Annotated in this window: 23 protein-coding genes and 1 riboswitch; of the genes, 12 read left to right on the forward strand and 11 right to left on the reverse strand. The window is 41.3% G+C overall.

Annotated features, from left to right (window positions below; translation table 11 throughout):
* The first annotated feature begins 50 nt into the window (after nucleotides 1-50).
* Nucleotides 51-320 (forward strand): 30S ribosomal protein S14, encoded by a 270-nt coding sequence (rpsN, locus tag ACSR9O_RS13430; protein WP_101223571.1) that lies wholly within the window; start codon nucleotides 51-53, stop codon nucleotides 318-320.
* A 342-nt stretch (nucleotides 321-662) separates the two neighbouring features.
* Here rpsN and ACSR9O_RS13435 read toward each other — a convergent pair whose 3' ends face one another.
* A complete protein-coding gene (locus ACSR9O_RS13435; protein WP_491724512.1) occupies nucleotides 663-2,315 on the reverse strand; it encodes an alkaline phosphatase in 1,653 nt (550 codons plus the stop codon).
* Nucleotides 2,316-2,480: 165 nt separating this feature from the next.
* Nucleotides 2,481-2,867 (reverse strand): VOC family protein, encoded by a 387-nt coding sequence (locus ACSR9O_RS13440; RefSeq protein ID WP_311735973.1) that lies wholly within the window; start codon nucleotides 2,865-2,867, stop codon nucleotides 2,481-2,483.
* A gap of 321 nt (nucleotides 2,868-3,188) precedes the next feature.
* Between ACSR9O_RS13440 and ACSR9O_RS13445 the strand changes: the two genes are divergently transcribed.
* The 3 genes from ACSR9O_RS13445 to ACSR9O_RS13455 all read left to right on the forward strand — a co-directional run bounded on the left by ACSR9O_RS13445 (nucleotide 3,189) and on the right by ACSR9O_RS13455 (nucleotide 5,885).
* Nucleotides 3,189-3,458, forward strand: a complete 270-nt coding sequence (locus ACSR9O_RS13445; RefSeq protein WP_101223569.1) for a DUF1292 domain-containing protein — start codon at nucleotides 3,189-3,191, stop codon at nucleotides 3,456-3,458.
* Between the two features lie 384 nt (nucleotides 3,459-3,842).
* Complete coding sequence (locus ACSR9O_RS13450; protein WP_260358674.1) at nucleotides 3,843-4,271, forward strand: cell wall hydrolase; 429 nt, start codon at nucleotides 3,843-3,845, stop codon at nucleotides 4,269-4,271.
* Nucleotides 4,272-4,454: 183 nt separating this feature from the next.
* The gene (locus tag ACSR9O_RS13455; protein ID WP_491724513.1) at nucleotides 4,455-5,885 is read left to right on the forward strand and encodes a PAS domain-containing sensor histidine kinase; all 1,431 of its coding nucleotides are present in this window, start codon (nucleotides 4,455-4,457) and stop codon (nucleotides 5,883-5,885) included.
* A gap of 37 nt (nucleotides 5,886-5,922) precedes the next feature.
* On the opposite strand, the gene ACSR9O_RS13460 is transcribed toward ACSR9O_RS13455, so the two are convergent.
* Complete coding sequence (locus ACSR9O_RS13460) at nucleotides 5,923-6,915, reverse strand: NADPH:quinone oxidoreductase family protein (protein WP_491724514.1); 993 nt, start codon at nucleotides 6,913-6,915, stop codon at nucleotides 5,923-5,925.
* Nucleotides 6,916-7,077: 162 nt separating this feature from the next.
* Between ACSR9O_RS13460 and ACSR9O_RS13465 the strand changes: the two genes are divergently transcribed.
* Entirely contained in the window at nucleotides 7,078-7,518 is a 441-nt protein-coding gene (locus ACSR9O_RS13465) for a peptidylprolyl isomerase (protein ID WP_095679904.1), read from the forward strand.
* 74 nt (nucleotides 7,519-7,592) lie between these two features.
* Here ACSR9O_RS13465 and ACSR9O_RS13470 read toward each other — a convergent pair whose 3' ends face one another.
* Complete coding sequence (locus ACSR9O_RS13470) at nucleotides 7,593-8,531, reverse strand: oxidoreductase (RefSeq protein ID WP_491724515.1); 939 nt, start codon at nucleotides 8,529-8,531, stop codon at nucleotides 7,593-7,595.
* A gap of 106 nt (nucleotides 8,532-8,637) precedes the next feature.
* The gene (locus tag ACSR9O_RS13475) at nucleotides 8,638-9,408 is read right to left on the reverse strand and encodes a TSUP family transporter (RefSeq protein ID WP_260358670.1); all 771 of its coding nucleotides are present in this window, start codon (nucleotides 9,406-9,408) and stop codon (nucleotides 8,638-8,640) included.
* A gap of 214 nt (nucleotides 9,409-9,622) precedes the next feature.
* Here ACSR9O_RS13475 and ACSR9O_RS13480 point away from each other — a divergent pair, with 214 nt between their 5' ends.
* Nucleotides 9,623-10,405 carry a TrmB family transcriptional regulator gene (locus tag ACSR9O_RS13480; RefSeq protein ID WP_101223564.1) on the forward strand — a complete coding sequence of 261 codons (783 nt, stop codon included), beginning with the start codon at nucleotides 9,623-9,625 and terminating at the stop codon, nucleotides 10,403-10,405.
* Between the two features lie 63 nt (nucleotides 10,406-10,468).
* On the opposite strand, the gene ACSR9O_RS13485 is transcribed toward ACSR9O_RS13480, so the two are convergent.
* A complete protein-coding gene (locus ACSR9O_RS13485) occupies nucleotides 10,469-10,822 on the reverse strand; it encodes a hypothetical protein (protein ID WP_491724516.1) in 354 nt (117 codons plus the stop codon).
* Between the two features lie 182 nt (nucleotides 10,823-11,004).
* Between ACSR9O_RS13485 and nagZ the strand changes: the two genes are divergently transcribed.
* Both nagZ and ACSR9O_RS13495 read left to right on the forward strand, forming a co-directional pair.
* On the forward strand, nucleotides 11,005-12,243 hold the full coding sequence (gene nagZ, locus ACSR9O_RS13490) for a beta-N-acetylhexosaminidase (protein WP_491724517.1): 1,239 nt from the start codon (nucleotides 11,005-11,007) through the stop codon (nucleotides 12,241-12,243).
* 89 nt (nucleotides 12,244-12,332) lie between these two features.
* Nucleotides 12,333-12,521 (forward strand): hypothetical protein, encoded by a 189-nt coding sequence (locus ACSR9O_RS13495; protein WP_101223561.1) that lies wholly within the window; start codon nucleotides 12,333-12,335, stop codon nucleotides 12,519-12,521.
* Between the two features lie 177 nt (nucleotides 12,522-12,698).
* Here ACSR9O_RS13495 and ACSR9O_RS13500 read toward each other — a convergent pair whose 3' ends face one another.
* Together ACSR9O_RS13500 and ACSR9O_RS13505 are read right to left on the reverse strand one after the other, a co-directional pair.
* Nucleotides 12,699-13,100, reverse strand: a complete 402-nt coding sequence (locus tag ACSR9O_RS13500) for an SET domain-containing protein (protein ID WP_034310428.1) — start codon at nucleotides 13,098-13,100, stop codon at nucleotides 12,699-12,701.
* Between the two features lie 274 nt (nucleotides 13,101-13,374).
* Nucleotides 13,375-15,000, reverse strand: a complete 1,626-nt coding sequence (locus ACSR9O_RS13505; RefSeq protein WP_491724518.1) for a M4 family metallopeptidase — start codon at nucleotides 14,998-15,000, stop codon at nucleotides 13,375-13,377.
* 443 nt (nucleotides 15,001-15,443) lie between these two features.
* Between ACSR9O_RS13505 and ACSR9O_RS13510 the strand changes: the two genes are divergently transcribed.
* The 3 genes from ACSR9O_RS13510 (at nucleotide 15,444) to ACSR9O_RS13520 (ending at nucleotide 19,333) form a co-directional block, all read left to right on the forward strand.
* On the forward strand, nucleotides 15,444-16,925 hold the full coding sequence (locus ACSR9O_RS13510; protein WP_491724519.1) for an amino acid permease: 1,482 nt from the start codon (nucleotides 15,444-15,446) through the stop codon (nucleotides 16,923-16,925).
* Nucleotides 16,926-17,140: 215 nt separating this feature from the next.
* Nucleotides 17,141-18,265 carry a CaiB/BaiF CoA transferase family protein gene (locus tag ACSR9O_RS13515; RefSeq protein WP_491724520.1) on the forward strand — a complete coding sequence of 375 codons (1,125 nt, stop codon included), beginning with the start codon at nucleotides 17,141-17,143 and terminating at the stop codon, nucleotides 18,263-18,265.
* Nucleotides 18,266-18,808: 543 nt separating this feature from the next.
* Entirely contained in the window at nucleotides 18,809-19,333 is a 525-nt protein-coding gene (locus ACSR9O_RS13520) for a hypothetical protein (protein WP_191930761.1), read from the forward strand.
* Nucleotides 19,334-19,434: 101 nt separating this feature from the next.
* Here ACSR9O_RS13520 and ACSR9O_RS13525 read toward each other — a convergent pair whose 3' ends face one another.
* The 3 genes from ACSR9O_RS13525 to ACSR9O_RS13535 form a co-directional block, all read right to left on the reverse strand.
* Nucleotides 19,435-20,610: an MFS transporter gene (locus ACSR9O_RS13525; RefSeq protein ID WP_230176246.1), complete on the reverse strand. Its 1,176-nt coding sequence runs from the start codon at nucleotides 20,608-20,610 to the stop codon at nucleotides 19,435-19,437.
* 157 nt (nucleotides 20,611-20,767) lie between these two features.
* A complete protein-coding gene (locus ACSR9O_RS13530) occupies nucleotides 20,768-21,070 on the reverse strand; it encodes an ArsR/SmtB family transcription factor (protein WP_057278291.1) in 303 nt (100 codons plus the stop codon).
* Between the two features lie 209 nt (nucleotides 21,071-21,279).
* Nucleotides 21,280-22,383: a 5-methyltetrahydropteroyltriglutamate--homocysteine S-methyltransferase gene (locus ACSR9O_RS13535; protein ID WP_434167997.1), complete on the reverse strand. Its 1,104-nt coding sequence runs from the start codon at nucleotides 22,381-22,383 to the stop codon at nucleotides 21,280-21,282.
* Nucleotides 22,384-22,466: 83 nt separating this feature from the next.
* A riboswitch (SAM riboswitch) is annotated at nucleotides 22,467-22,568 on the reverse strand.
* 156 nt (nucleotides 22,569-22,724) lie between these two features.
* Here ACSR9O_RS13535 and ACSR9O_RS13540 point away from each other — a divergent pair.
* A complete protein-coding gene (locus ACSR9O_RS13540) occupies nucleotides 22,725-23,144 on the forward strand; it encodes a hypothetical protein (RefSeq protein ID WP_491724521.1) in 420 nt (139 codons plus the stop codon).
* Nucleotides 23,145-23,148: the final 4 nt, after the last annotated feature.

The raw sequence follows: 23,148 nt of genomic DNA on the forward strand, positions 1-23,148 counted from the left end.
ATAGTTTATAGATTTTATAAAATCAAGATTTTAAAAAAAGGAGAATTAAAATGGCGAAAAAATCCAAGGTGATAAAAGCGGAAAAACAGCTGGTAATGGTCGAAAAGTATGCAAAACTTAGAAAGGAATTGAAGGAGAAAGGGGATTATGCCGCATTGGCCAAACTCCCTCGTGACTCTTCGCCGACAAGGGTTCACAATCGGTGTGGAGTGACGGGAAGGCCCCGTGGATATATGCGCAAATTCAACATGTCACGTATCGTTTTTAGGGAACTGGCTCATAAAGGGCAACTGCCGGGTGTCAAAAAGTCAAGCTGGTGAAGCGGGGAGTTCTAAATCATTCATTAGAAAAGGAGCCCTTGTTAAACAAGGGCTCCTCAGTTTGGCGACAAAAGGGGTATGGAGTCCGAATAAAGGGCAGTGTAGTGCTTTTTCCTTGTTTATACGGATGAAACCTCATTAGATTGAAGAAATTTGCGACACTCCTGCCGAATAACTGGCTAGCCGAGACCCCACAGCCGTTTGCGGTGAGGAGGCTTGGCAGACAGTCGGCGGAAAGGGAGCGGATCTCTTAAATCAACTGGGACTTTAATTAATTTGTTTACAGTCTGAGGAGCCCTTGTTAAAAACAAGGGCTCCTGCATCATTATAAAGAAGTGTTGCTTACTTGACTGCCTTTAATGCTTGTTCAGATATATAGAAGTCTTTTCCGTTGTAAACAGTTATGGCATTTATTTCCTTTTGATTAGTGGATTTAGGGGTCTTGCTGATAACGATATTCTTATTTGCAGGCAACTCTACTTTTTGCTGCCCCTTTTTCGCTACGAAAACCGGGTTATTCGGGTCTGTAACATCAATACGGGTTGAATATCCTTTTTTCTCAAAGGAATCTTTAGCATTCATGTATAGTTTATTCGATAATTTTTGTAAATCAAAGCCCATGAATTCGGCCATTTTTTTAGCGAGGTCTGTATTCTCCACTAATCCAGTCGGTTTTGAAGGGCCATAAGAATACAGGAATACGTCCTCCCCTGTATGACCGCCTGTTGTAAAGCCAATGTTGGCACGGTTAGCAAGCAGCTTTGTCATTTCAGTACCTATGTTTTTAGAAGAGGTAAGTTTTGCTGTTTCTTCAGAATTCAGATCATCAAGTCCATACAGTGCTGCAACTTCTTTTAGATTGGAATGATCTGGTTTTAACTTACTTAAAGCTCCTTCAACAGTCATCTTCGCTTTCTTTAATGGATCGATATAGGCTGATACGGGAGTTTCCGGGTAGGAGGAGTTCGTGTTTACGTTACCCATTGTAATTCCGCTGTTCCCATGGTCCGTTACAGCAATGACCATCGTGTTTCCGTCATTTTTTGCAAACTTAAGGGCTTCGTTCACGGCATCATCAAAAGCTAAAGTATCACTAATCATGCCAATCGTGTCGTTTCCGTGAGCAGCCCAGTCAATCTTGCTTCCTTCGACAAATAAGAAGAAGCCATCTTTATCTTTTTTCAAGGTTTTAAGGGCTTTGTTGGTCATTTCAGCCAAAGTGGGCTCACTTGGCTTTGTTGTTTCACGATCAAAATCATATGCCAGTGCACTTGGTGCAAAGCTGCCCCAAATTTTATTCGATTTAGAGTTTAACAGCTCGTCACGGGTTTCAACAAAATCATACTTGTCTTCATCAAGCACTTCCAAAAGGTTTTCTCCATCAATTCTTGCATTTTTTGTTTTACCAGGTAAAAGGGATTCCTTTCCCCCTCCCAAAACGACGTCAATCCCCTGATAAACCTGCTGTTCCGCAATATCACCATAATTGCTTCGATGTGTCACGTGAGCGGAGAAGCCTGCGGGTGTAGCATGCTGGATTTCAGATGTAGAAATGATTCCAGTAGCCTTTCCGGCTTGTTTCGCACCCTCCAAAACGTTAGCGACTGGTTTATGGGCATTTTTCGGATTAACCGGATCGAGCCCTGGAGAATTAACGATGGCTGGCAGGACACCGACAAATTTATCATTGGATTTATTTCCTGTCGCAAGCGCTGTTGCTGCAGGAGCTGAGTCTGTAATGGCCGATTCAGCAGAATATGTACGCATGCCGCCAGACAGCATTTCGTCCATGGCTAGATTACCGCCTTTATACCACCTTGAAAGGGTTGTAGCTCCTGTACTTGTCCCATCCATCACCATCATGATGACGTTTGTTGGTTCTTTTTTCTTGTCTTTGGCCTGAACATCTTCCTTCATAGTTGAAATACCCAGTGATGAAATGGCTACCGCGCCCGCTAACGTAATTCCTGCTACCTTTTTGCTCATTTTCCCCAAAATGCATACCTCCAAAAATATTATTACTTTTAGGATAAATGCAGAATATTAAGAAATTACTTCAGTTAAGTAAAGAAAGGTTTTTTATCTGTAAATTTTGCTGAAATATTGAAGAAGCGTTAAAAAAGCAGAAGTCTCTAAGACTCTGCTTTTTTAGTATGCTTTTTACCTTTGGAAAAATTCAATCCACTCTTTTTCCGGTCCATAAACGTAGAAATAGCGATAACCATTTGGAAGGGTGACGATCTCTTCATCAATCAGCTCGGTGTTATCCAAGCTTTTGATCCGGGCATATTCACCTTCGATATCATCCACGGTAATGGCAAAATGGTGGATCGTTGCTTCGGATGGCAGTGTGTCGCTATATCCCTGAATCAATTCTATTTCTGTTTCGTCAGACTCTTCGTAACCGAGGAATGCCAGTTCGATTACCCCATTAGTATGAGTCATGCGTGCTTTTAATTTTAATTCAAGCACATCTTGATAAAAGGAGATGGATTTTTCAAGATCTTTTACAACAACGCCAACGTGATCGACCCTCTTAACAGCCAAGAAATCTTCCTCCTTCATTAAATCCAGATTCAATTTGCTAATATTAGTATATATAAGATTATTCGGAATTAAATTACATTTTTATAGCCGTTTTTAGATAATTTTTTAAATGATGTTAATAAAGGGAAAGTATTGGTAAATAATGAAAAATGATAAATAGCTTATGGGATAATAGTTTTCTTCCATAATATCTATTGATTGATTCTTTTCATGTAAGAATGAAATTTAACATTTTCCAGGGCAAAAATTTGTTTCTAAATGGATTAGTAGATATACTATGGAAACAACTCCATTATTAATGGATATGAGAGGAGAGGTAGTATGGGAAAAATTCGTGAAGGTGAAATTTTCACTCTTACTGATGACAGTGATGAAGGTCATGAAGTTGAGGTTTTAGGTTCATTGGATGTAGAAGGAACGGAATATGTTGCAGTAGGTTTGCTTGAAGATATTGAAGAGGATACAGATGAAGATATCGATATTTTCTTTTTCAGGGTCGAAGGCGAAGGTGAACTGCTCGATATCGAATCGGATGAAGAGTTCGAAAAGGTATCATTGGCGTTTGAATCGGCATTTGAATCGAAAGAATGACAAGATAAAAGGACTGCACAATGTGTGCGGCCTCAGTTTGCAGACAAAAAGGTTGCGGAATGACACCATTCCGCAACCTTTTTGAGTTAAGCGAGGGCCTGAAGGCAAATTGTACAAACCTTTAAAAAACTGTAGATAAACTCGAATTTCATCGAGTTTGTCTACAGTCCGAGACGCACATTATGTGCCGCCTTTTTTATATGTATAAAGAAAGTATTGGCCCCGCCTTCGCCAAATACCATGATAGCCACGCGTGCTATCCAGCCTTACTTAAGTATAGGGTTGTATTATTGATAGGACGTGTATCTCGTATGAAGATTTTGTTAATAAACGGAGTATTTTTCCATCTGCGAGGCATAGGATAAAAAAAGTGGAGGTGATGGAATGGCCGTTGTAAAGCACACTGATGCCGATATAGCCTTATTGGCAAGATTGCTTAGGGCGGAAGGCGAGGGCGAAGGTGATCAGGGCATGTTGATGATCGGTAATGTAGGGGTCAATCGGATTAGATCGAATTGTTCCGATTTCAAAGGGCTGAGGACGATTCCAGACATGATCTATCAGGAGCATGCCTTTGAAGCTGTACAGAAGGGGTATTTTTATCAGCGGGCAAGGGACAGGGAAAAAAGACTTGCACGCCGGAGTGTAAATGGTGAAAGGATTTGGCCCTCGAAATTTAGCCTATGGTACTTCAGGCCACAGGGAGATTGTCCGGCAACCTGGTATAATCAGCCCCTGGTTGGACGTTTCAAGCTTCATTGCTTTTATGAACCAACAGGTACAGAATGTCCAAATATTTATAATACATTTTAAGAAAGAGGCTGAACCTTATGGGGGTTTGGCCTCTTTGTGCATCAATCCTTAACTTGGAAAAAGCATATGATAAAACTGGCAAATGATTTACTGATACTGTAAAATTGAGACTGTAAATTTCCGGATAAGAAAGGAATAAAAAAATTGATGAGTAAAAGGCTTATTAATTATGGACAAGGGCAAATGGGGGAACAGACGGAGGATAATACCGAGAAATTTAAGTCTTTCATGGAGAACAACCCGGACGCCATTTCCATTGTTGATCTGGAAGGAAAGACCCTTCAAGTGAATGCAGCTTTTGAAGAGTTTTTCGGTTGGACGAATGATGAGCTCATAGGCATGCCGTTTCCAATTATTCCGGATTTCTTGAAGGAGTCAGTCAATGAGTTGCATGACCAGATTAAGGCAGGGGTACAAAGGAAAGGCTTTGAAACGGTCAGGTTAAGGAAGGATGGCCAGTTAATCGATGTAAGCATTTCCCTGTTCAATATCCTTAATGATGAAAATGAGCCGAGTGCCCTCGTTTTCGTTTATCGGGACATCACGAATCAAAAACTTGCTGAAGCTGCCTTGAAGGAAAGTGAGCAAAGGTATCGCAGTTTAGTTGAAGTGTCACCTGAAGCGATTTTTGTACATCGCAATGGGATAATAGAGTACATGAATCCCATGGGGGCAAAAATGCTTGGGATGGATAGTGTCGAAGATATTATCGGTAAATCGGTTTTTCAGTTCGTTCACCTGGAGTCCCGGGAAAGTGTACAAAAAAGAATCGAGATCATGAGGGACGATCATCAGGCTGTTGGTTTACTGGAACAAAAGTTCATCCGACTTGACGGACAAGTATTTTATGGAGAAACACTCGGTCTTCCGATTATATATAAAGGTCAACCGGCCATACAGGTATTTTGCAGGGATATTACGGAGCGTAAAAAGACCGAAGAGCTGCTCTGTAAATCCAATATGTTATCGGCGGTAGGACAGATGGCTGCGGGCATCGCACATGAAATAAGAAATCCATTAACTACGGTCAAAGGATTTTTACAATTATTAAGGGAAGATCCTGAGCAAAAGGACTATCTTGAAATGATGGTCAGTGAAGTAGAAAAAATCGAAAACCTAGCCAATGAGTTTTTAAGTTTAGCAGAGCCTGAAGCGAAGGTTTGTGAATTCATTCAGCTTAACGATATATTGGATAGTGTAATTACGTTAGCTGAGTTTCAAGCGATTTTGAATGATGTCGAAATCATCAAGGAATATAATACGGATTCGGCATCTGTCTTTGGCGAACCGAATCAGTTAAAACAAGTATTCACGAATGTCGTCAATAATGCGATAGAAGCCATGCCGAATGGCGGCAAACTTCATATAGAGTTAAACCATGAAGGTGACTCTGCAATGATCCGGTTCATTGATCAAGGCTGCGGAATCTCAAATGAGCGCATGAAGCATCTAGGCCAGCCTTTTTATAGCACTTCTGAAAAAGGAACAGGGTTTGGGCTCATGGTCAGCACTAAAATCATCCATGAGCATAACGGGGAAATTCATTTCAGCAGCGAAGTGGGAGAAGGGACGATTGTAGATATCAGTCTCCCTATCAATGAAAGTTCACAATGAAAAGTGACGAGAAGCCATGCTCTCGTCACTTTTTGGATTATAGCTTAACGATCGTTCTGCCTCTTGCTTCCCCTTTTAATAGGGTAGGAAGGACGTCAGGCAATTCTTCAAGTGTAATTTCCTGTTGAATGAGCTGTTCTAAATGCTCGAGTTTAAAATCGGTGGCAAGACGATGCCAAACTTTCAATCTTGTATCCATCGGGCAATTGACCGAATCGATCCCAAGAAGATTAACCCCTCTTAGGATGAAAGGAAAGACGGTGGAAGGAAGGCTTGTACCAGCTGTCAATCCACTGACCGCCACAGCCCCGCCATACTTGATTTGGCTAAGGACCGATGCTAACGGTTCACCGCCGACGGGATCTACCGCGCCGCTCCACTTCTGCTTGCCCAGTGCCCGCAGCTTGCCATCATATACATCTTCTCGTGATACAATGGTCGCCGCACCGATTTTCTTCAAGTATCCATGTTCCGATTCTTTTCCTGTACTCGCCTCAACGGAATAGCCAAGTTTGGAAAGGATCGAGACAGCGAAACTGCCAACCCCGCCAGTTGCACCAGTGACGAGAACGCTCCCTTGCTCAGGAGTGAGGTTATTTTCCTCCAATCGCAGAACCGATAGTGCTGCAGTGAAACCGGCCGTTCCGATGATCATCGCCTCTTTCATTGTAAGGCCATCAGGTAACGGGACGATCCACTCTGCAGGAACACGGGCAAACAGACTATAGCCTCCTGATTGGGAAACGCCAATCCCATAGGAGGTCGCAATGACTTCGTCTCCTTCTTTAAAGCGGGAATCCTCAGATGAAACGACAACACCAGCCATATCAATGCCCGGAACGATCGGATAGCTGCTGACGATGTTTCCGTTCGGAATGGCTGCAAGGCTATCTTTATAGTTCACACCGGAATAATGAACGCGGATGAGCACTTCGCCTTGAGGTAGATCATCAAGTGATAGTTTCTGAATGTTAACGGTGAATTGATCATCTTGCTTGTTCACGACTAAAGCATCAAATTGCTGAATCATGGTACGTTCCCCCTTATAATAATGAATCTACCCCATTATAAAAGAAAAAATATAGGAATGTATAATGATACAATTCGAAATAAGTAGCGCTTGCTTTTCTTTCTGCTTCTAAAAGTGGTACTATAAGATTTGATTCAGTTCATATTAAAGGAGATGTTTTACATGGCTAAAAAAGGATACATACTTATGGCAAATGGGGAAAAAATCGAATTCGACCTTTTCCCGAACGAAGCACCGAACACAGTGGCTAACTTCGAAAACTTGGCAAACACAGGATTTTATAATGGTGTGGTCTTTCACCGTGTAATCCCTGGTTTCGTAAGCCAAGGCGGAGATCCAACAGGTACAGGCGCAGGCGGAAGCGGCACGCAAATCAAATGTGAAACAGAAGGAAACCCTCACAAACATGAGGCTGGAAGCCTATCAATGGCACATGCCGGAAAAGATACAGGCTCAAGCCAATTCTTTATCGTGCACGAACCACAACCGCATCTTAACGGTGTTCACACAGTATTCGGTAAAGTGACATCTGGATTAGAAACAGCCAAAGCTATGAAAAATGGCGATAAAATGGAAAAAGTCGAAGTTTTTGACGCTGAATGATGAAGCGAAAAGAGGGGGCATTATGCTCCCTCTTTTTTTTGCACTGTTCATGAAAAAACAGGGGAAATATAGACTCATTTTGGTGTGATGCTTTCAGTGAAACGATATTTGACCTCTGTCAAGGTTTCTGAAATATCCCATAATCTTTTTGAAGTTTCTTCATTATATAAGGTATCGATGATATCGTCTTTTCTAGGAAAGCCTTTTCTGCTCTTCTTTCCATCGGGTCCGATGTACTCCCCGCCTGTTAATGTAGGTTCCGTTGCGGCATAAAGGGTAGGCAATGCTCCCATACTTGCCGGCTGGGTGATGGTTTTCGAAAGAAAGTGCACGATTCTATTTATGGGTTTGCCAGATCCGCGTGACATGAGATTAGTATGGGAAAGGCCAGGATGACAGGCAATACTGATCTGACTTGCACCATGCTGGGTGAATTTGTTCTGTAATTCACGGGCGAAGAGTAGATTGGCCAGCTTGCTTTGCCCATAGTATTTCATTGGTTTATAACCGTTTTCACCATTTAAGTTTTCGAAGTCTATATATCCATTGATGGCGGCCAAGCTGCTCAATGTGACCACCCGCGATTTTGGCGTAGAAAGGATTAGCGGAAGAAGGAGACCTGTCAAAGCAAAATGACCGAGATGATTGCTGCCGAATTGCAGCTCAAAACCATCCTTCGTCTTACTGTATGGCGGAATCATCACACCTGCATTATTGATGAGGACGGAGAGTGAGTCATAGTTTTCCTGAAAGGAATCAGCAAAATGCCGAATGCTGCTTAAATCACTTAAATCCAGCTGCATCACGCGTACATTTGCCTTAGGGTGGACCCCTAAGATTCTATCGACCGCCTTTTCTCCCTTTGAAGCATTCCGGACAGCAAGGATGATTTCTGCCCCCTTACCCGCCAGTGCAAAAGCCGTTTCGAAGCCAAGCCCACTATTGGCACCAGTAATCACAATGGTTTGCCCTGATGCATCTGCCATTTCTTCGCCATTCCACTTTTCAATCATCCAACCACACCTTTCCACACAGTCTATACCTATCATATACCCAAATAATTCCTATATGTCACATGCTGTGGCGGGAATCAGGTGCTGAATTCTATTTTTTTAAAAATTAGCCGCCCATTAAGTAATCCATTATATTTTTCATGATCAGAATGACGGTTACTATGATAAATAATACTCTTATATAGGCCACTCCCTTTTTAATAGCAAATTTAGAACCGGCCAACGCTCCTGCTATCATGGAGATCCCCATCGGTATTCCATAGGAAAAATTGACGGTATCAAGGAATATGAACATGATCAGTGCTGCCAAATTACTTCCGAAGTTCAAAAATTTTGCATTTCCTGCAGAGTGCAAAAAATCAAAGCCAATCATTAAAAAGGCAAACAAAATGAAAGATCCCGTTCCAGCGCCCAAAAACCCATCATAAAAACCAATCGCAAATATAGCGAACGCAAATAGTGCAGCCTTTTGCCATGTGAGTTTATGGTAAGTCGATTTCTGGCCCCAGTCCTTTTTAAAAAAGGTATAAATGGCAATAGCTATTAATAGAACCAAGATCATTGGCTTTAATAATTCAGGCGAGACGAAATTGACAACCCAAGCTCCTAGCAGGGAACCTATGAAAATCAATGGGAAAAGTTTGGAAACCAATTTGAAATCAACCTTACCTGAGCGAATGAAGGCAATGGTACTTGTTAAAGACCCCATGGAACTTGCTAACTTATTCGTTGCGATCGCTGCTGACGGGGAAAGTCCTGAAAATAATAAAGCGGGTATCGAAATCAGGCCGCCGCCGCCGACCACAGAATCAATGAATGCTGCCAAAAATCCGAAAAACATCAGCAGCAAAAGTGTTGAAATTTGTATATCTTCCATCTAAGAAGCCTCCGTATCAATGGCATTCAGGCTGGATTGCTTGTTTTGCAGAAGCCATAAGCCGGTTTTATTAGTCACTATTTAGATAGTAACTAATCGAAACCATTCTGTAAATAAGAATATTATGAGTCATGCCGATTTGAATTCGAAATAGATTTCGATAAGAGATTTGGTATGATAGGCATATAACTTACTAAAAGCACTAGGAGGTACTATGCAAGATATCATTCAAAAACTACAGTCTCTCGGGTTTAGTCAATATGAAGCAAAGGCTTATGTTTCTTTGGTTCGCCAAGGCCCAGCCAGTGCCTATCAAGTAAGCAAGGAATCAGGAATTCCGAGGGCCCGCATCTATGAGATATTAAATGGACTGCAAGAAGAAGGAATCGTCTTAAAAGAGGAAATCAATGACTCGATAAAATATTCACCGCTGCCAGTCGATGTTTTTTTGGAATCGGTTCAATCAAAATGGAACAATACCTATCAATCCATCAGCCATACACTAAAGCAATTCGAGAAAATCGAACCGATGTCCGACAATCGTGTAATGACGCTTAAGGGTGAAGGGCACATCCTATCCTTCTGCCGTACTTTGATTCACAAAGCCGAGAAAAGGGTGGTGGTTTCCTTATGGGACGAGATGTATGAAAAACTTGAACAAGAGCTAAAAGGGGTCGCCGCGCATTGCACTCTCAAGGGGATTGCATTTCAGGTTGAAAACCCATTATCAGGTATAGATATACATCGCAAAACAAGCTATGTGGAAAATATCGGAGAAAACAAATGGTTCATCTTATCCATCGATGGCAAGGAGACGATTTACGGCCCTTCGCCCGAAACGAGGGAAACCGCGTTCTACACAGATGATCCCATTCATATCAATTTTCTCGAAAATTACATTTGGCATGATATCCTCGTTAACCGGTTGGTTAAAAAGGATGAAGAAGATGCAGAGAAATGGATTTCAAGTGAAAGAGACCGTTTTTTCTCCCTATAAGATTGAAAAAAGCTGATAACCCCATATGCAGGGGATATCAGCTTTTTTATTTTTGTAACGAAGTCATTCGGATAAAAGGGTTTTAGGAAACCTAATGGCCGTGGGCAAGCTGGATTTATCTCGATAAGACCTGTAAGACACAATCGGATGATTATGCGCTTGAACATCCAACTGGAGAACCTGTGAGCTTTTCATTTCCAAATAGTACGTAACGTCTTCTTTTTGTAAATGATAAAAAGAAAAAGGTATACCTAAAAGGTTTTTCCTGATTAGTTTTGTTTCAGGCTGATTGATGATGTGCTCACTCAATTCCGCTATCGTAACAGAAGTTGATCCTGTAAAGGCCGTTATTTTTTCTTTTGCATAATCGACTGCATGACTGAAGGTGACGGCAATATTCTTCAAGAATCCGTTCATGGGGGCATCTCCTTTTATTTAGGTTATGTTTGTAGTATGGTACGCGGCTAATGCTTTATTCAAAAAAATCAGCAATGATGATATAGAATTGTCACTTTATGAACATGATTAAGATGTGTACAGCAAAATCAATAAAAGGGCTATCAAGGAAGGACAGAGAAAATGTCAATGAAGGTCAAAGCATGAAGAATAAAAAAAATATATATTGGGGTCTTTTCCTCATCGCAATCCTCACTTTTACAGTGGTGTTCATTCAGTTGAATATGGATGTGAATTACAGAGCGGAAAAAGGGAAAGAAGCAGGTTTGGATAACCATGAAAGAATAGAAAAATTGCTAAAAAAAATGACGCTTGAAGAAAAAATCGGACAGCTTATGATGGTCGGTTTCAAGGGAACCGAAAAGAGCAGTGAAATTACTGAGCTTATCGAACAAAAACATATAGGGGGCGTCATTTATTTTGACCGTAATATGAAATCCCCTAAACAAGTGGCCAGGTTATCCAATTCGCTTCAGCAAATGGCCAATCAAAGTACCCATTCACTCCCGTTGATGGTTGCCATTGATCAGGAAGGAGGGGACATCATTCGGATGAAGGAACGGGTATCGCCCCTCCCTGCACAACAGGACCTTGGAAATAATGCATCCGTTACAGACGTGTACAAAGTGGCCAAATTGAATGGTACAGAACTGGGCTCCATGGGGATTAACATTAATTTTGCCCCTGTTCTTGATCTATCGAAAACGGATAAGCGTTCATTGGGACAAGATCCGGAAAAGGTGTATCAATACGGAAAGAAAGCCATTCAAGGCTTGAACGATGTATCGATAACTGGTGCATTGAAGCACTTTCCAGGAAACGGACGCAGCGAAATCGATCCGCATGTCGAAACATCATCCGTGGAGGCAAACCAACTTGATCTGGAAAATTCTGATATTTATCCTTTCAAGCAAATCATAAGTGAACTGGATAACCAAAATTTTTTCGTGATGGTGACCCACATTAAATATCCAGCCTATGATAAAGAAAAACCAGCAAGCCTTTCTAAAATCATCATCGAAGACCTGCTTCGGGGGAAACTCAAATATGAAGGACTTGTCGTTACAGATGATTTGGAAATGGGTGCTGTGAACAAGTATTTCTCTTATGAAGAGATGGGAAAGCAGGCAATTCTTGCAGGAGCTGACTTATTACTTGTCTGTCATGAATATGCCCATGAGCTTGAGGTATATAACGGATTACTGCGAGCAGTAAAAGCAGGGGAAGTTCCAATGGATAGAATTGACGAGTCAGTGAAAAGAGTACTGACATATAAACTTTACAATATGAAGCAAACGAAAGCTGATCCGGATGAAGCTGAAAAAGTCGTGAAAAATCCCGAAAGCCTAAAGTTTATCGAAAGCCTGAGCAAGGATAAATAAAAGCGAAATCGCTCTCCCAAGTATGCTTTTGTTTAAATCAGTCCATAGAGGGAATACTATATAGGACTAACTTGAAGGAGGAAACTAACATGCCATCAAACAAAATGCTTGGAACCGTCCTGATAGGAGCAGCTGCATTTTTAATGCGCAATAAGAAAACCCGTGAAAAAACGATGAGTCAAATAAGATCCCTAGCTACACCCGAAACCATTGATAAGGTTAAGGGCCAATTCCAATCAATAACCAAAACAAAATCAAGTAACCCATCCGTACGTTAAGGTGAAATGACCCCAATAAGTTATTCTTAATGGGGCTTTATTTATTGCGTATGATCTTTTTAAAATCCAGCAGTGAATTCATCAAGCCGGTGAAAGGAAAAAGGAAAAGCACTTATACTTTCGAAAAACCTTGGACAGGTTTTAAAAAGTACAAGTGCTTTCATGAATGATCAATGATCATTCAGCTTCATCTTCACCATCATTTTCTTTATTGAACCAAAGCGGATCCTCATTATCGACTTCACCATTATAATTAATCAGGATTTCTTCTCCTGCCTTTATGTCGGTGTAAGCAAAGAAATCAAACGTATGATTCTTGAAGTTTATGTCATACGTAGCGTTGGGTGTATAAGAATGATTAAACAGCATGCCATAGCCTAAAAGCATGGCAGTATGGTTTATTCCATATTCAAACGCATAGTCAGCCAGCAATGTCTTCTCTATGAAAACATGCTCCTCGTTTGGATATGCAATGACAGGTGCCTCATGCAAAAGCTCACCTTTTTTAATATCTCGTGTTGCGAATACGCCTCTATTGAACTCACCATCACTGAGTGTGGAAGTTTTAACTTCAATCATGTTCGTCACCTACTTGTTCTATTCAATATAGTCCAGATTATCTAAGCTTGACAGTTAATAAGAAGAAAAGCAACTATTTTACGGAATTAATCATTTTTAGCAAACGACAAGATTGTTTTTATTGAGGTTCTCCCCGTACCAAAGGACGGAATTCCAAACATTAAGGCCGAAAGAAGGCAGCGAACTGCTGAAATGATCGGGGTAGCCCCGCATAAGAAAAAACACCTCCGCTAGAGGTGAAGCTAGGGAGGTGTTTATCATAAAGGTAAATCTCTTAATTCACACCGACAGCTGTAAAGGCATTTTTGACAGCCGTGACTTCTGCACTGCTTGAACCGTATAAATCAGAGGCCGATTGTATGACCGCTGCTCTGGCTTGTGAAAAAGTCGACGAGGAAGTTAAATATGTTGTATTTGCCCTGTAAAAGATGGTTCCTAGTTTATCGATGCCGATTCCGGATACACTCACGCCATGGTGGGTTCCGCCTGCAGAGATTAAATAAGCTGCCTTATTAATGATTCCGCTGTTCGTGTGGACTCCGCCATTATCACCCGTTCCTGTATAACGGTTCGAATAATGGTCAGGGTCACCATTCAATGTTGGATTAGCCATCGAGCGGAGTGCATCACCGGAAATGTTAGGTGTGTAAATATCTTCCCCGACCAAATAATCGGCTTTGGCACTTTGATTCTTAAATTCCACAACGGTGCCAAAAATATCAGATATCGCTTCATTCAAAGCACCGGATTCATATTGATAGGTAAGGTTCGATTCCGAGGAAGTGACGGCATGAGTCAGTTCATGCGCAACGACATCGAGCCCGCCGGACAATGGGATGAACGTCGTGCCATCTCCATCACCGTAAACCATTTGGGTGCCATCCCAGAAAGCATTATTGTATCTTGAGCCATAATGGACGGTTGATTTCAGGATGGTTCCATTACCATCATAGGAGTTCCGGCCAAATGTGGATTTGTAATAATCATAGGTTTTACCCGCATAATAATGGGCATCCACCGCAGCTTTATCGGCAGAAGCAGTAAATGCATTTGTTGTGTTTGAAAAGAGTGTACCAGGCAATCTTGAACGGTTATTGGCATTATACGTGTAGATGCCTTTACCGCGTGTATTGTCTTGTAAGTAGTATTGACCGTTGGATAAGGTAGTGTTCAGCGACACGGTATTGTTTAAGACGCCAGTGCCCGTTCCGACGGAGTTGGTCCCCGTCACTTCATCCAGTGTATTATATTTATTCAGGATTTTACCCGTTTTGACTGAAATGAAATAATTATGATTTCCTGGTTCCGGACTTAAGAATTTCAAATTGACTTTATATACATAATCGGCCTTGCCTTCATTTGCATATACATATAGGTCAGATTCAGGTGATTGTTCGTAGGCAGGTGTGAACCCTAGATCCGCTTCAGCTATTTTGATAGCTTCGGATTCACTGATGCCTTTTTTAGCCTTTTTCACTAATTTCGTGTTTAGATTGGCTTCAACCGTACCGGACACGACGGTCAATACACCTTTAGCGTCAATCAATACGGCTTGTGTGGAATTCCATACAGGTACGCCTTTATAGGTTTGTTGCAATCTAAGGACGGTATTGCCCAGTTCATCCTTGCTTTCTTTCTCGATCGTGAAGGAGTCTTTCGCCTTTTGCTTTTCTAGCTTGTAAGACTTTTTGTTTTCATCAAAAAAGGTAAGAATGATATCTTCTGCCGTTTGCTTTGAGGGATCGGTAAGTTTCCCAGACTTGTATTCTAGCGAATCCTTATGCTTATTGTACTTTTCAACACTTAACACATTTTTTGCCGCTAAAGCTTCTTGATTGGGAATAGCAGAAAATAATAGACCGATGGATAGTGCAGTTCCTAAAAATACCTTACCTTTCATAACACTCAACTCCTTCATGAGAATACCTCATTTTTACATCGTTTCATAATTATTATCAAATGGAGAAAACTTGCAAAAAATATGACATTTAAAGGAATAAAATGGAGAAAAATGGATTTTGATAGAAATATTCTTTGAATATATTCTTTTAGTAATATTTGGAATGTATTTAAATTAAACCAAATGAATAAATGTGCAAAAAAACATGGCATAATGTGCAAAAAAACATGGCGTAAAGTGCAAAAAAATTTGTCTATTTAAGGCGATTTTTTTGATGATTTGTTGAATATTGCGTTTTGTAAACTTGGCATGAAAATTGCATATATTCAGAAAAGGAATTCGAATTGTAAATTAGGTCTATTTGAAAGTCTATGAAATAGGAAAATTTATTAAATGGATTTCTCCATATATGAAAGCGCTTATATAGAAAGGGATGAAAATTTATGATACCAAAACAAGAACATGACATCTTGCATCCTCCACAGCAAGAAGGACAAGAACTAAAGCGCGGTTTAAAATCCCGCCATTTAACGATGATTTCCATTGGCGGGGCTATTGGCACCGGGCTGTTCCTCAGCAGCGGGGCAGCCATTCATACAGCTGGACCAGGCGGTGCATTACTTGCTTATGCCTTAGTTGGGGCAATGGTGTACTTTGTGATGACGAGCTTAGGGGAACTGGCAGCATTCATGCCGACAAGCGGCTCATTCAGTACCTATGGATCGAAATTCGTCGATCCGGCATTTGGGTTTGCTTTGGGATGGACTTATTGGTTCAATTGGTCGATGACGATAGCGGCAGAGTTGGCGGCCTCGACAATGATCATGAAATTCTGGTTTCCGAATAGTCCATCATTGTTGTGGAGTTCATCATTCTTGGTGCTCATTTTCCTATTGAACTATTTATCCGTTAAAGGATATGGTGAAGGGGAATACTGGTTTTCCTTCATAAAAGTCACGGCCATCGTTATTTTTATAATCGTCGGGCTGCTAATGATCGTCGGCATTATGGGCGGCGAAGCGGTAGGCTTTAAAAACTTCACCGTCGATGAGGCCCCTTTCCCGGGTGGGTTCATGGGTGTTTTCATTGTATTCATAGCGGCTGGCTTTTCTTTTCAAGGTACTGAAATTGTCGGTGTGGCTGCCGGTGAGAGTGAAGATCCAGCAAGGAATATACCGAAGGCCATTAAAAGTGTATTCTGGAGAATCCTGCTCTTTTACGTATTTGCAATCTTCGTAATAGGACTGCTTATCCCTTATACGAATCCAAGTTTACAAGGCGATAACGTCATGGTAAGTCCATTCACGCTCATTTTTGAAAAAGCTGGAGTTGCATTTGCTGCTTCGCTTATGAATGCCGTCATTTTAACAGCGGTATTATCTGCAGGTAACTCCAGTCTATATGCATCTACGCGTATGTTATATTCTATGGCAAAAGATGGACAAGCACCGCATATTTTTGCAAAACTTAATAAACGCGGAGTACCGGTTGCAGGAATGATTTTGACATGTTCCATTGGCATGCTTGCCTTTTTAGCCTCCGTATTCGGTGATGGTAAAGTGTATATTTGGTTAATGAATGCCATTGGAATTACAGGATTCATCTTTTGGCTGGGCATATCCATCAGCCATTACCGTTTCCGGAAAGCATTCATCGCTCAAGGCCATTCATTGGAGAAGCTGCCATATAAGGCATTATGGTTCCCGATAGGTCCGATCTTTGCCATATTAATTGGCATGATCGTCATCCTGTCCCAAAATATCCAAGCCTTTTTCTCAGACCAGATCGATTGGGGCAGTGTTATAGCTGCATATCTGGGAATCCCGCTTTTCCTTGGTCTATGGTTTGGCTATAAACTGATAAGAAAAACTAAATTCGTTAAACTTGATGAAGTCGAATTTGACTTTGACAAAAAATATGAATGAACAACCTTAAAGTGAAATCAGCCGGACAATGCAGTATTGAATTGTCCGGCTTTTACTTGTTAGGCTCATTATCAAAAAGCTAGGAAGCCGATTCCTAGCTTTTTATTTTTGTTAAATGGAAATTTATACATATCCGATGAGAGGTGTTATATGATAATCGTAATCTCTGCTAAATTGAATTTACAGAGCGACGCGGAAAGCTTTTAATATTTTCAATGGAAAGGGAAGGTGCACGGCTGATGACCTTATTGACTCATTTAAAAGTATTGGACTTTTCAACGTTACTGCCAGGCCCATTTGCCACTTTGATGCTAGCGGATTTAGGAGCGGATGTTTTGAAGGTAGAGAGGCCGGGAGCAAAGGATTCATGGGGTGTGAACCAATATCTTAACAGATCGAAGAAGTCGATCACACTGGATTTAAAACAATCTGAGTCAATCGAATCCGTAAAAAACCTAGTGAAGGAATACGATATCGTCATTGAACAATTCCGTCCAGGTGTAATGGAACGTCTGGGACTGGGGTATGAGGCATTAAAATCGATCAATCCAAAGCTGATTTACTGTTCCATCACGGGCTTCGGCCAGACTGGTCCCTATAAAGACCGACCGGGACATGATATCAATTATATTTCGATTGCAGGCTTATCAGGCTATTCCGGTACGGAAAAGGGCGGACCGGCAAAAAACGGAACCCAAATAGCAGATCTTGCCGGAGGCTCATTGCATGCTGTTATCGGTATATTATCTGCAGTCATTCACAGGGAAAGAACGGGATTCGGCCAAGCCATCGACATCAGCATGACCGATTGCAGCTTTGCCTTGAATGCCATATCCGCACCTTTGAATTTACAAGGGGGCCTCGAGCTTGAACCAGAAAAACTGATGTTGAACGGAGGGTCCTTTTATGACTTTTACGAAACGAAAGATGGACGTCATTTTTCGGTAGGAAGCCTTGAGCCCCCTTTTCGAAAAGCATTATGTGAAGCGATCGGTGCACCCGAATTATATGAACTGAGCATGAATAGCGATGAAGAAAGCGGAATCAGGTTTAAAACGGCCATCCGACTTGCTTTCCTTGAAAGAGATTTTCAAGAATGGCAGGGAATATTCGCTGATTTCGAGGCCTGCGCAGAACCAGTGCTGACCTTCACCGAAGCGGCCGAACACCCCCAATTGAAGGAGAGGGGAATGATCGTCGAGGTACCTGACGGAAAAGGAAATGTCCAGAAGCAAATCGCCTGTCCAATCAAAACATCGGTTTTCACCCCTGAATATAAACATGCTGGCTTGAGGCCAGGACAAAACAACGCAGAAATTCTTCGCACCCCCAATCGCTAAATAAAGATGTAAAGGCTATCACTTTTCCGGAATTTTTGGGAAGGAGATAGCCTGTTTTTTTTGAAGGCCGGAAAAAGCATGAGGAAGGTCGAATTAATCGGTGGAAGGCCGAATAAAGCAGGAGATAGGTCGAATTAATGGGTAGAAGGTCGAATAAAGCAGAGATAGGTCGAATTAATTGATGAAAGGTCGAATAAAGCAGGAGGAAGGTCGAATTAATTGATGGAAGGCCGAATAAAGCAGGAGATAGGTCGAATTAATGGGTAGAAGGTCGAATAAAGCAGGAGATAGGTCGAATTAATCGGTGGAAGGCCGAATAAAGCAGGAGATAGGTCGAATTAATGGGTGGAAGGCCGAATAAAGCAGGAGATAGGTCGAATTAATCGGTGGAAGGTCGGATTAAGCAGAAGAGGACAAATTATCCTCCTATCAGTTGTGGAAAGCAACATATTACCACTGTGAAAATTTACTAGTTATAACTAGTGTGGGCAGGGTATCAGAGTAGCATCCTGATAATGCTCTGGTAAGGAGGGGTGATTAAACATGTTTGGTCTCTCTGATATCATTAAATTTCTATTTTCCTTTTTTTTGATCATGCCGATCGTTACGCTGATACATTTGAGCGGGCATATTTTCTTTGTTACGATCTTTGGGGGATCAGAAAAGAAAATCTTGATCGGTTGTGGTAATAAACTTTTCGCCTTTCGGAACATAGAGGTGAGGAAATATTATTTTTGGAATGGGACTTGCGAGTTCAAGGGATTGAAACATGATAATCGATTGACGAATACGCTTATATATTTAGGCGGGTCTATCTTTAATTTGGTCAGCATGCTGATCATATATAGCTTAGTGTATCAGAATATCCTGGACAGCTCGGTAATCTGGTATCAATTTATCTATTTTTCTTTCTATATTATGTTTTTCTCCTTGTTTCCGATGTATTTCGCGGACGGATCGCCTAGTGACGGGAAGGCTGCGGAATTGGCCTTGAGGAACAAGCTGGAAGATAGGGTGACGGATGATATATTTGTGAAAAAAATGGATGATGATGATAGCTGCAAGTAAAAAGGGGACGTGCTGGTGGCCGTTCTTTTTTTGTTGCTTTCATCTTTAGGATTTATCATAAGGCTAGGATCTAGCCTTATGATGAATGTTTATCTAACGGTCTAGGATTTTATAGACTGTGCTATTTTACTGCTTGATGATGAACTTGAAAGGACCAGAACAATGACCATGGCAATGGCAACCCCTGTTGCACCGATCCAGGTTATGGAAGCAAGGGATACTTGTTCTACAACGACACCGCCAATTCCAGCACCGGCGGCCATGGCCAATTGCATCATTGACTGATTCAGTCCGAGCATGACTCCTGATGATTCAGGCTCTAGGGTCGCTAAATGATATTGCTGTGTCGGCCCTGATGACCATGCTGCGAACGACCATAATGTGAGGATTATCAAAACGGCCATCAATGAATTCGTAACGATGGATAACATGATGATCATCACAATATGCAGCGCCATACCGCCAATTAGTGTAAATGATACACCCCATCGATCCGTACTATATCCGCCAAACTTTGATCCGATCAAGCTTGCGATACCGAATATAAGCAAGGCCGTGCTAAGTAGAGAGTCACTTATCCCTGATACGGATAGCAGGTAAGGGGATAGATAGGTATAAGCTATCGAGTATCCGCCAAGCCAGAAGAAGGTTATCGATAATCCAAGGGCAACTTTCCTTTTTTTAAGAAGGGCCAGCTGCTGGAGAAGTGGTACTGGTTTATCCCCTTTGGTAGCAGGAATGGTAAAGAATAAAACGATCATGGCAATCAGGCCGAATAGGGCGATTCCGCCAAAGACGGATTTCCAGCCGAATGCATCCGTCATGATTCTTCCGAGAGGTACGCCAATGATAAGGGAAGCTGTAAACCCCATGACAACTGTCGCAATAGAACTTGCTTTTTTATCTGGCGGAGCAAGCTTAGCGGCAATATTCAGAGCGGTGACTACAACCAATCCTGCACCAAGTGCCATGATTATGCGTGCAAATAGAAACGGTCCAAAGCCTGGTAATAGAAAGGCAAGCAGGTTGGACACTATGAATAGTCCAAGGGAATACAACATTAATTTTCGTCTGTCTAAACTTGCTGTCAAAGCCATTAGAATGGGTGTACCGATTGCGTAGACAAGGGAGAAAATTGTAATGAGCTGTCCTGCGGCAGCAAGGGTAACTCCAAGAGAATCCGCAATCTTATCCAAAATTCCGGATATGATGAATTCGGATGTTCCTACTAAAAAACTGATTATCGCCAACATGTAAATTTTCCATGTATTAAGCAAAATAGATTCACTCCTCATTAATGATTATCAATTTTATATAAAGACATATCGGAATATGTTAATATGTATGGATAAAAAAATAAACATATCGCGAAATGTCGAACTGTTAGGGGGGGGAAATGAACCCAACCCTCTAAGGTACGGATCAGGTTCATTTTCATACTTCTTCTTTCAAGAAATCAGTAATTTTTGAGATTGCATCTTCATCTCGTTTGTAATACGTAAACTTTCCTATCCGCTCCGTTTTAATCAATCCTGCTCTAAGAAGCATCGAGAGGTATTGAGAGGCCGTGGACTGGGTCATGTTTAATTTTTCCGTAATCTGACTTACGCAAACGCCGGTTTCCTTCATGTCTATTCCCTCATGAGGGGTGAAGTGGAGTTCAGGCGCCTTGAGCCATTGTAAGATTTGCAACCTGGATTCATTGGATAATGCTTTAAATATCTCGATTGTTTTCATACATTTCATTATATCGAGAATTATCGATATGTCAAATAATATTAACATTCATCGTTAATTTCATAAATCAAAACTTGATACCGTTATTCAAAAGAGCCATTAAAGGAATGGAAATGTATTATTGCAAGGACCTAATCGGCTCCCTAATAAGTGCTGCCGATTAGGTTATTCGAATCCTGTAAATCAGTATTAAAGTTTCCGCAAAAAAATCATTCCCACACTTCTTTTGCTACATCAACGACGAATTTCAGCTTTTCCCATTGCTGTTCTTCGGTTAGCTTGTTGCCGTGATGGGTGGAGGCGAAGCCGCATTGAGGGCTTAAGCATAATTGTTCGAGAGCAACGAAGTGCGAGGCTTCTTTAATGCGTGCCTTAACAGCTTCCTTGTCTTCGATTTCCCCATTTTTTGAAGTGACGACCCCCAGTACAACCTGTGCACCGCCATTTGGAATGTATTCCAATGGTTTGAAATCCCCTGAACGTTGATCATCATATTCCAAGAAGAATCCATCCACTTTTTCTTTTGCCAATAAAGTTGGAGCGATACGGGCATAGCTTCCTTCAAACGCCCAAGTCGACTGATAGTTTCCGCGACATAGGTGGGTAGTGACGACAAGGTCTTCTGGTTTGCCTTCCAATGCTCCATTAATGACACGAAGTGCAAGATCAATTAACTGTTCCCTCGTATATTTTCCATCTTTGAACTGGAAATCTGGAGCTGAAAGTCTGGCAATATATACATCATCCAATTGAAGATAACGCACACCTGCTTCATAAAAGGCTTTCAAAGCATGCTGATACGCCTTGATGATATCATTTGCATAATCTTCAATATCAGGGTAGATGTCTTCATTATGAATACCTGCAGCAAATAACTGATTCGGACTGGGAATGGTTTGCTTGGCAACGGCACGTCCGTTCACGATTTTGTTCAATTCAATGAAATCACTAATGAAGGGATGTTCAGGATTGAATGAAACCTTCCCGGTATTGCGAACGTTATATCTCTCTGTTTCCACACCATCGAATGTGAGACCTTTTTCAGTCACATATCCCTCGATGCCATTTAAATGTTCGAGGAAGTCAAAGTGCCACCATGTTCGTCTGAACTCGCCGTCCGTAACAGCCTCTAATCCAACTTCAATTTGTTTATCGACAATCCGTTTGATTTCTTCGGTTTCAATTTCACGAAGGCGCTCTGCTGAAAGGGTACCCTCCCTAAATTGCTTTCTGGCAATATGTAAACGTTCCGGTCTTAATAAACTTCCGACGTGATCGGCCCTGAATGGTGCTTTCGTTAATGTGATTGACATGTTGCATTCCTTCTTTCCTTTTAAAAATAAAAAACCTCTTCTTAAAAAATAAGAAGAGGTGTTGGCAACAAAGCTATATACTCTTCTTATCTTCAAGTTTTTAAACTTCTGGAATTAGCACAGTACATGAATAGTCTGTTGCTGAGGCATCAAAGGGCCAGTCCCTCCACCTCTCTGGATAAGAGTTGTCTATTAAATTAATTATGACTATACAGGTAGTTTTTACAAAGGTCAAGAGTTGGAGGTTGAATATTTAGAATATACCGTTTATTACTCGGACTGAAATGTTAACGGCATCAGGGAATCCGGCATAAGCTTTGAGTGGGGAGGGGAATGCAAGGATGAGTCCATTCAAAAGTGGCATACCGATAACGGTAACTGAAGCCATGGTAGAGAGAATCATAAAAATGAAATCATCTTGTCAGGATATTAAAGTCGAGATTACGCCGAAGCATATTGTGCTTTCCGGAACGATGGAAGTGAAAAAAATGATGTTTAAGAAAAACGTAGCTTTCCGGATTACATTAAAACCGGTTCATGTGGAAAAAAGAACGATTTCATTTGAATTAGTGGAAATGGAACCAGTTGACAGGAATTTCATCAACCAAAGGATATTTAACAGACCGCCATTTTTTGAATTTGAAAAAAGAACGATCAAAATGAATGTTAATGCTTGGAACATCGTGAGAAAAATTCCGGTGGGCACAATTAAATCGTATGAACTTGTCGAAGGTGCATTGATAATGAAACTTTCTTTATGAGTTA

The organism is Peribacillus sp. B65 (genome assembly GCF_058513295.1).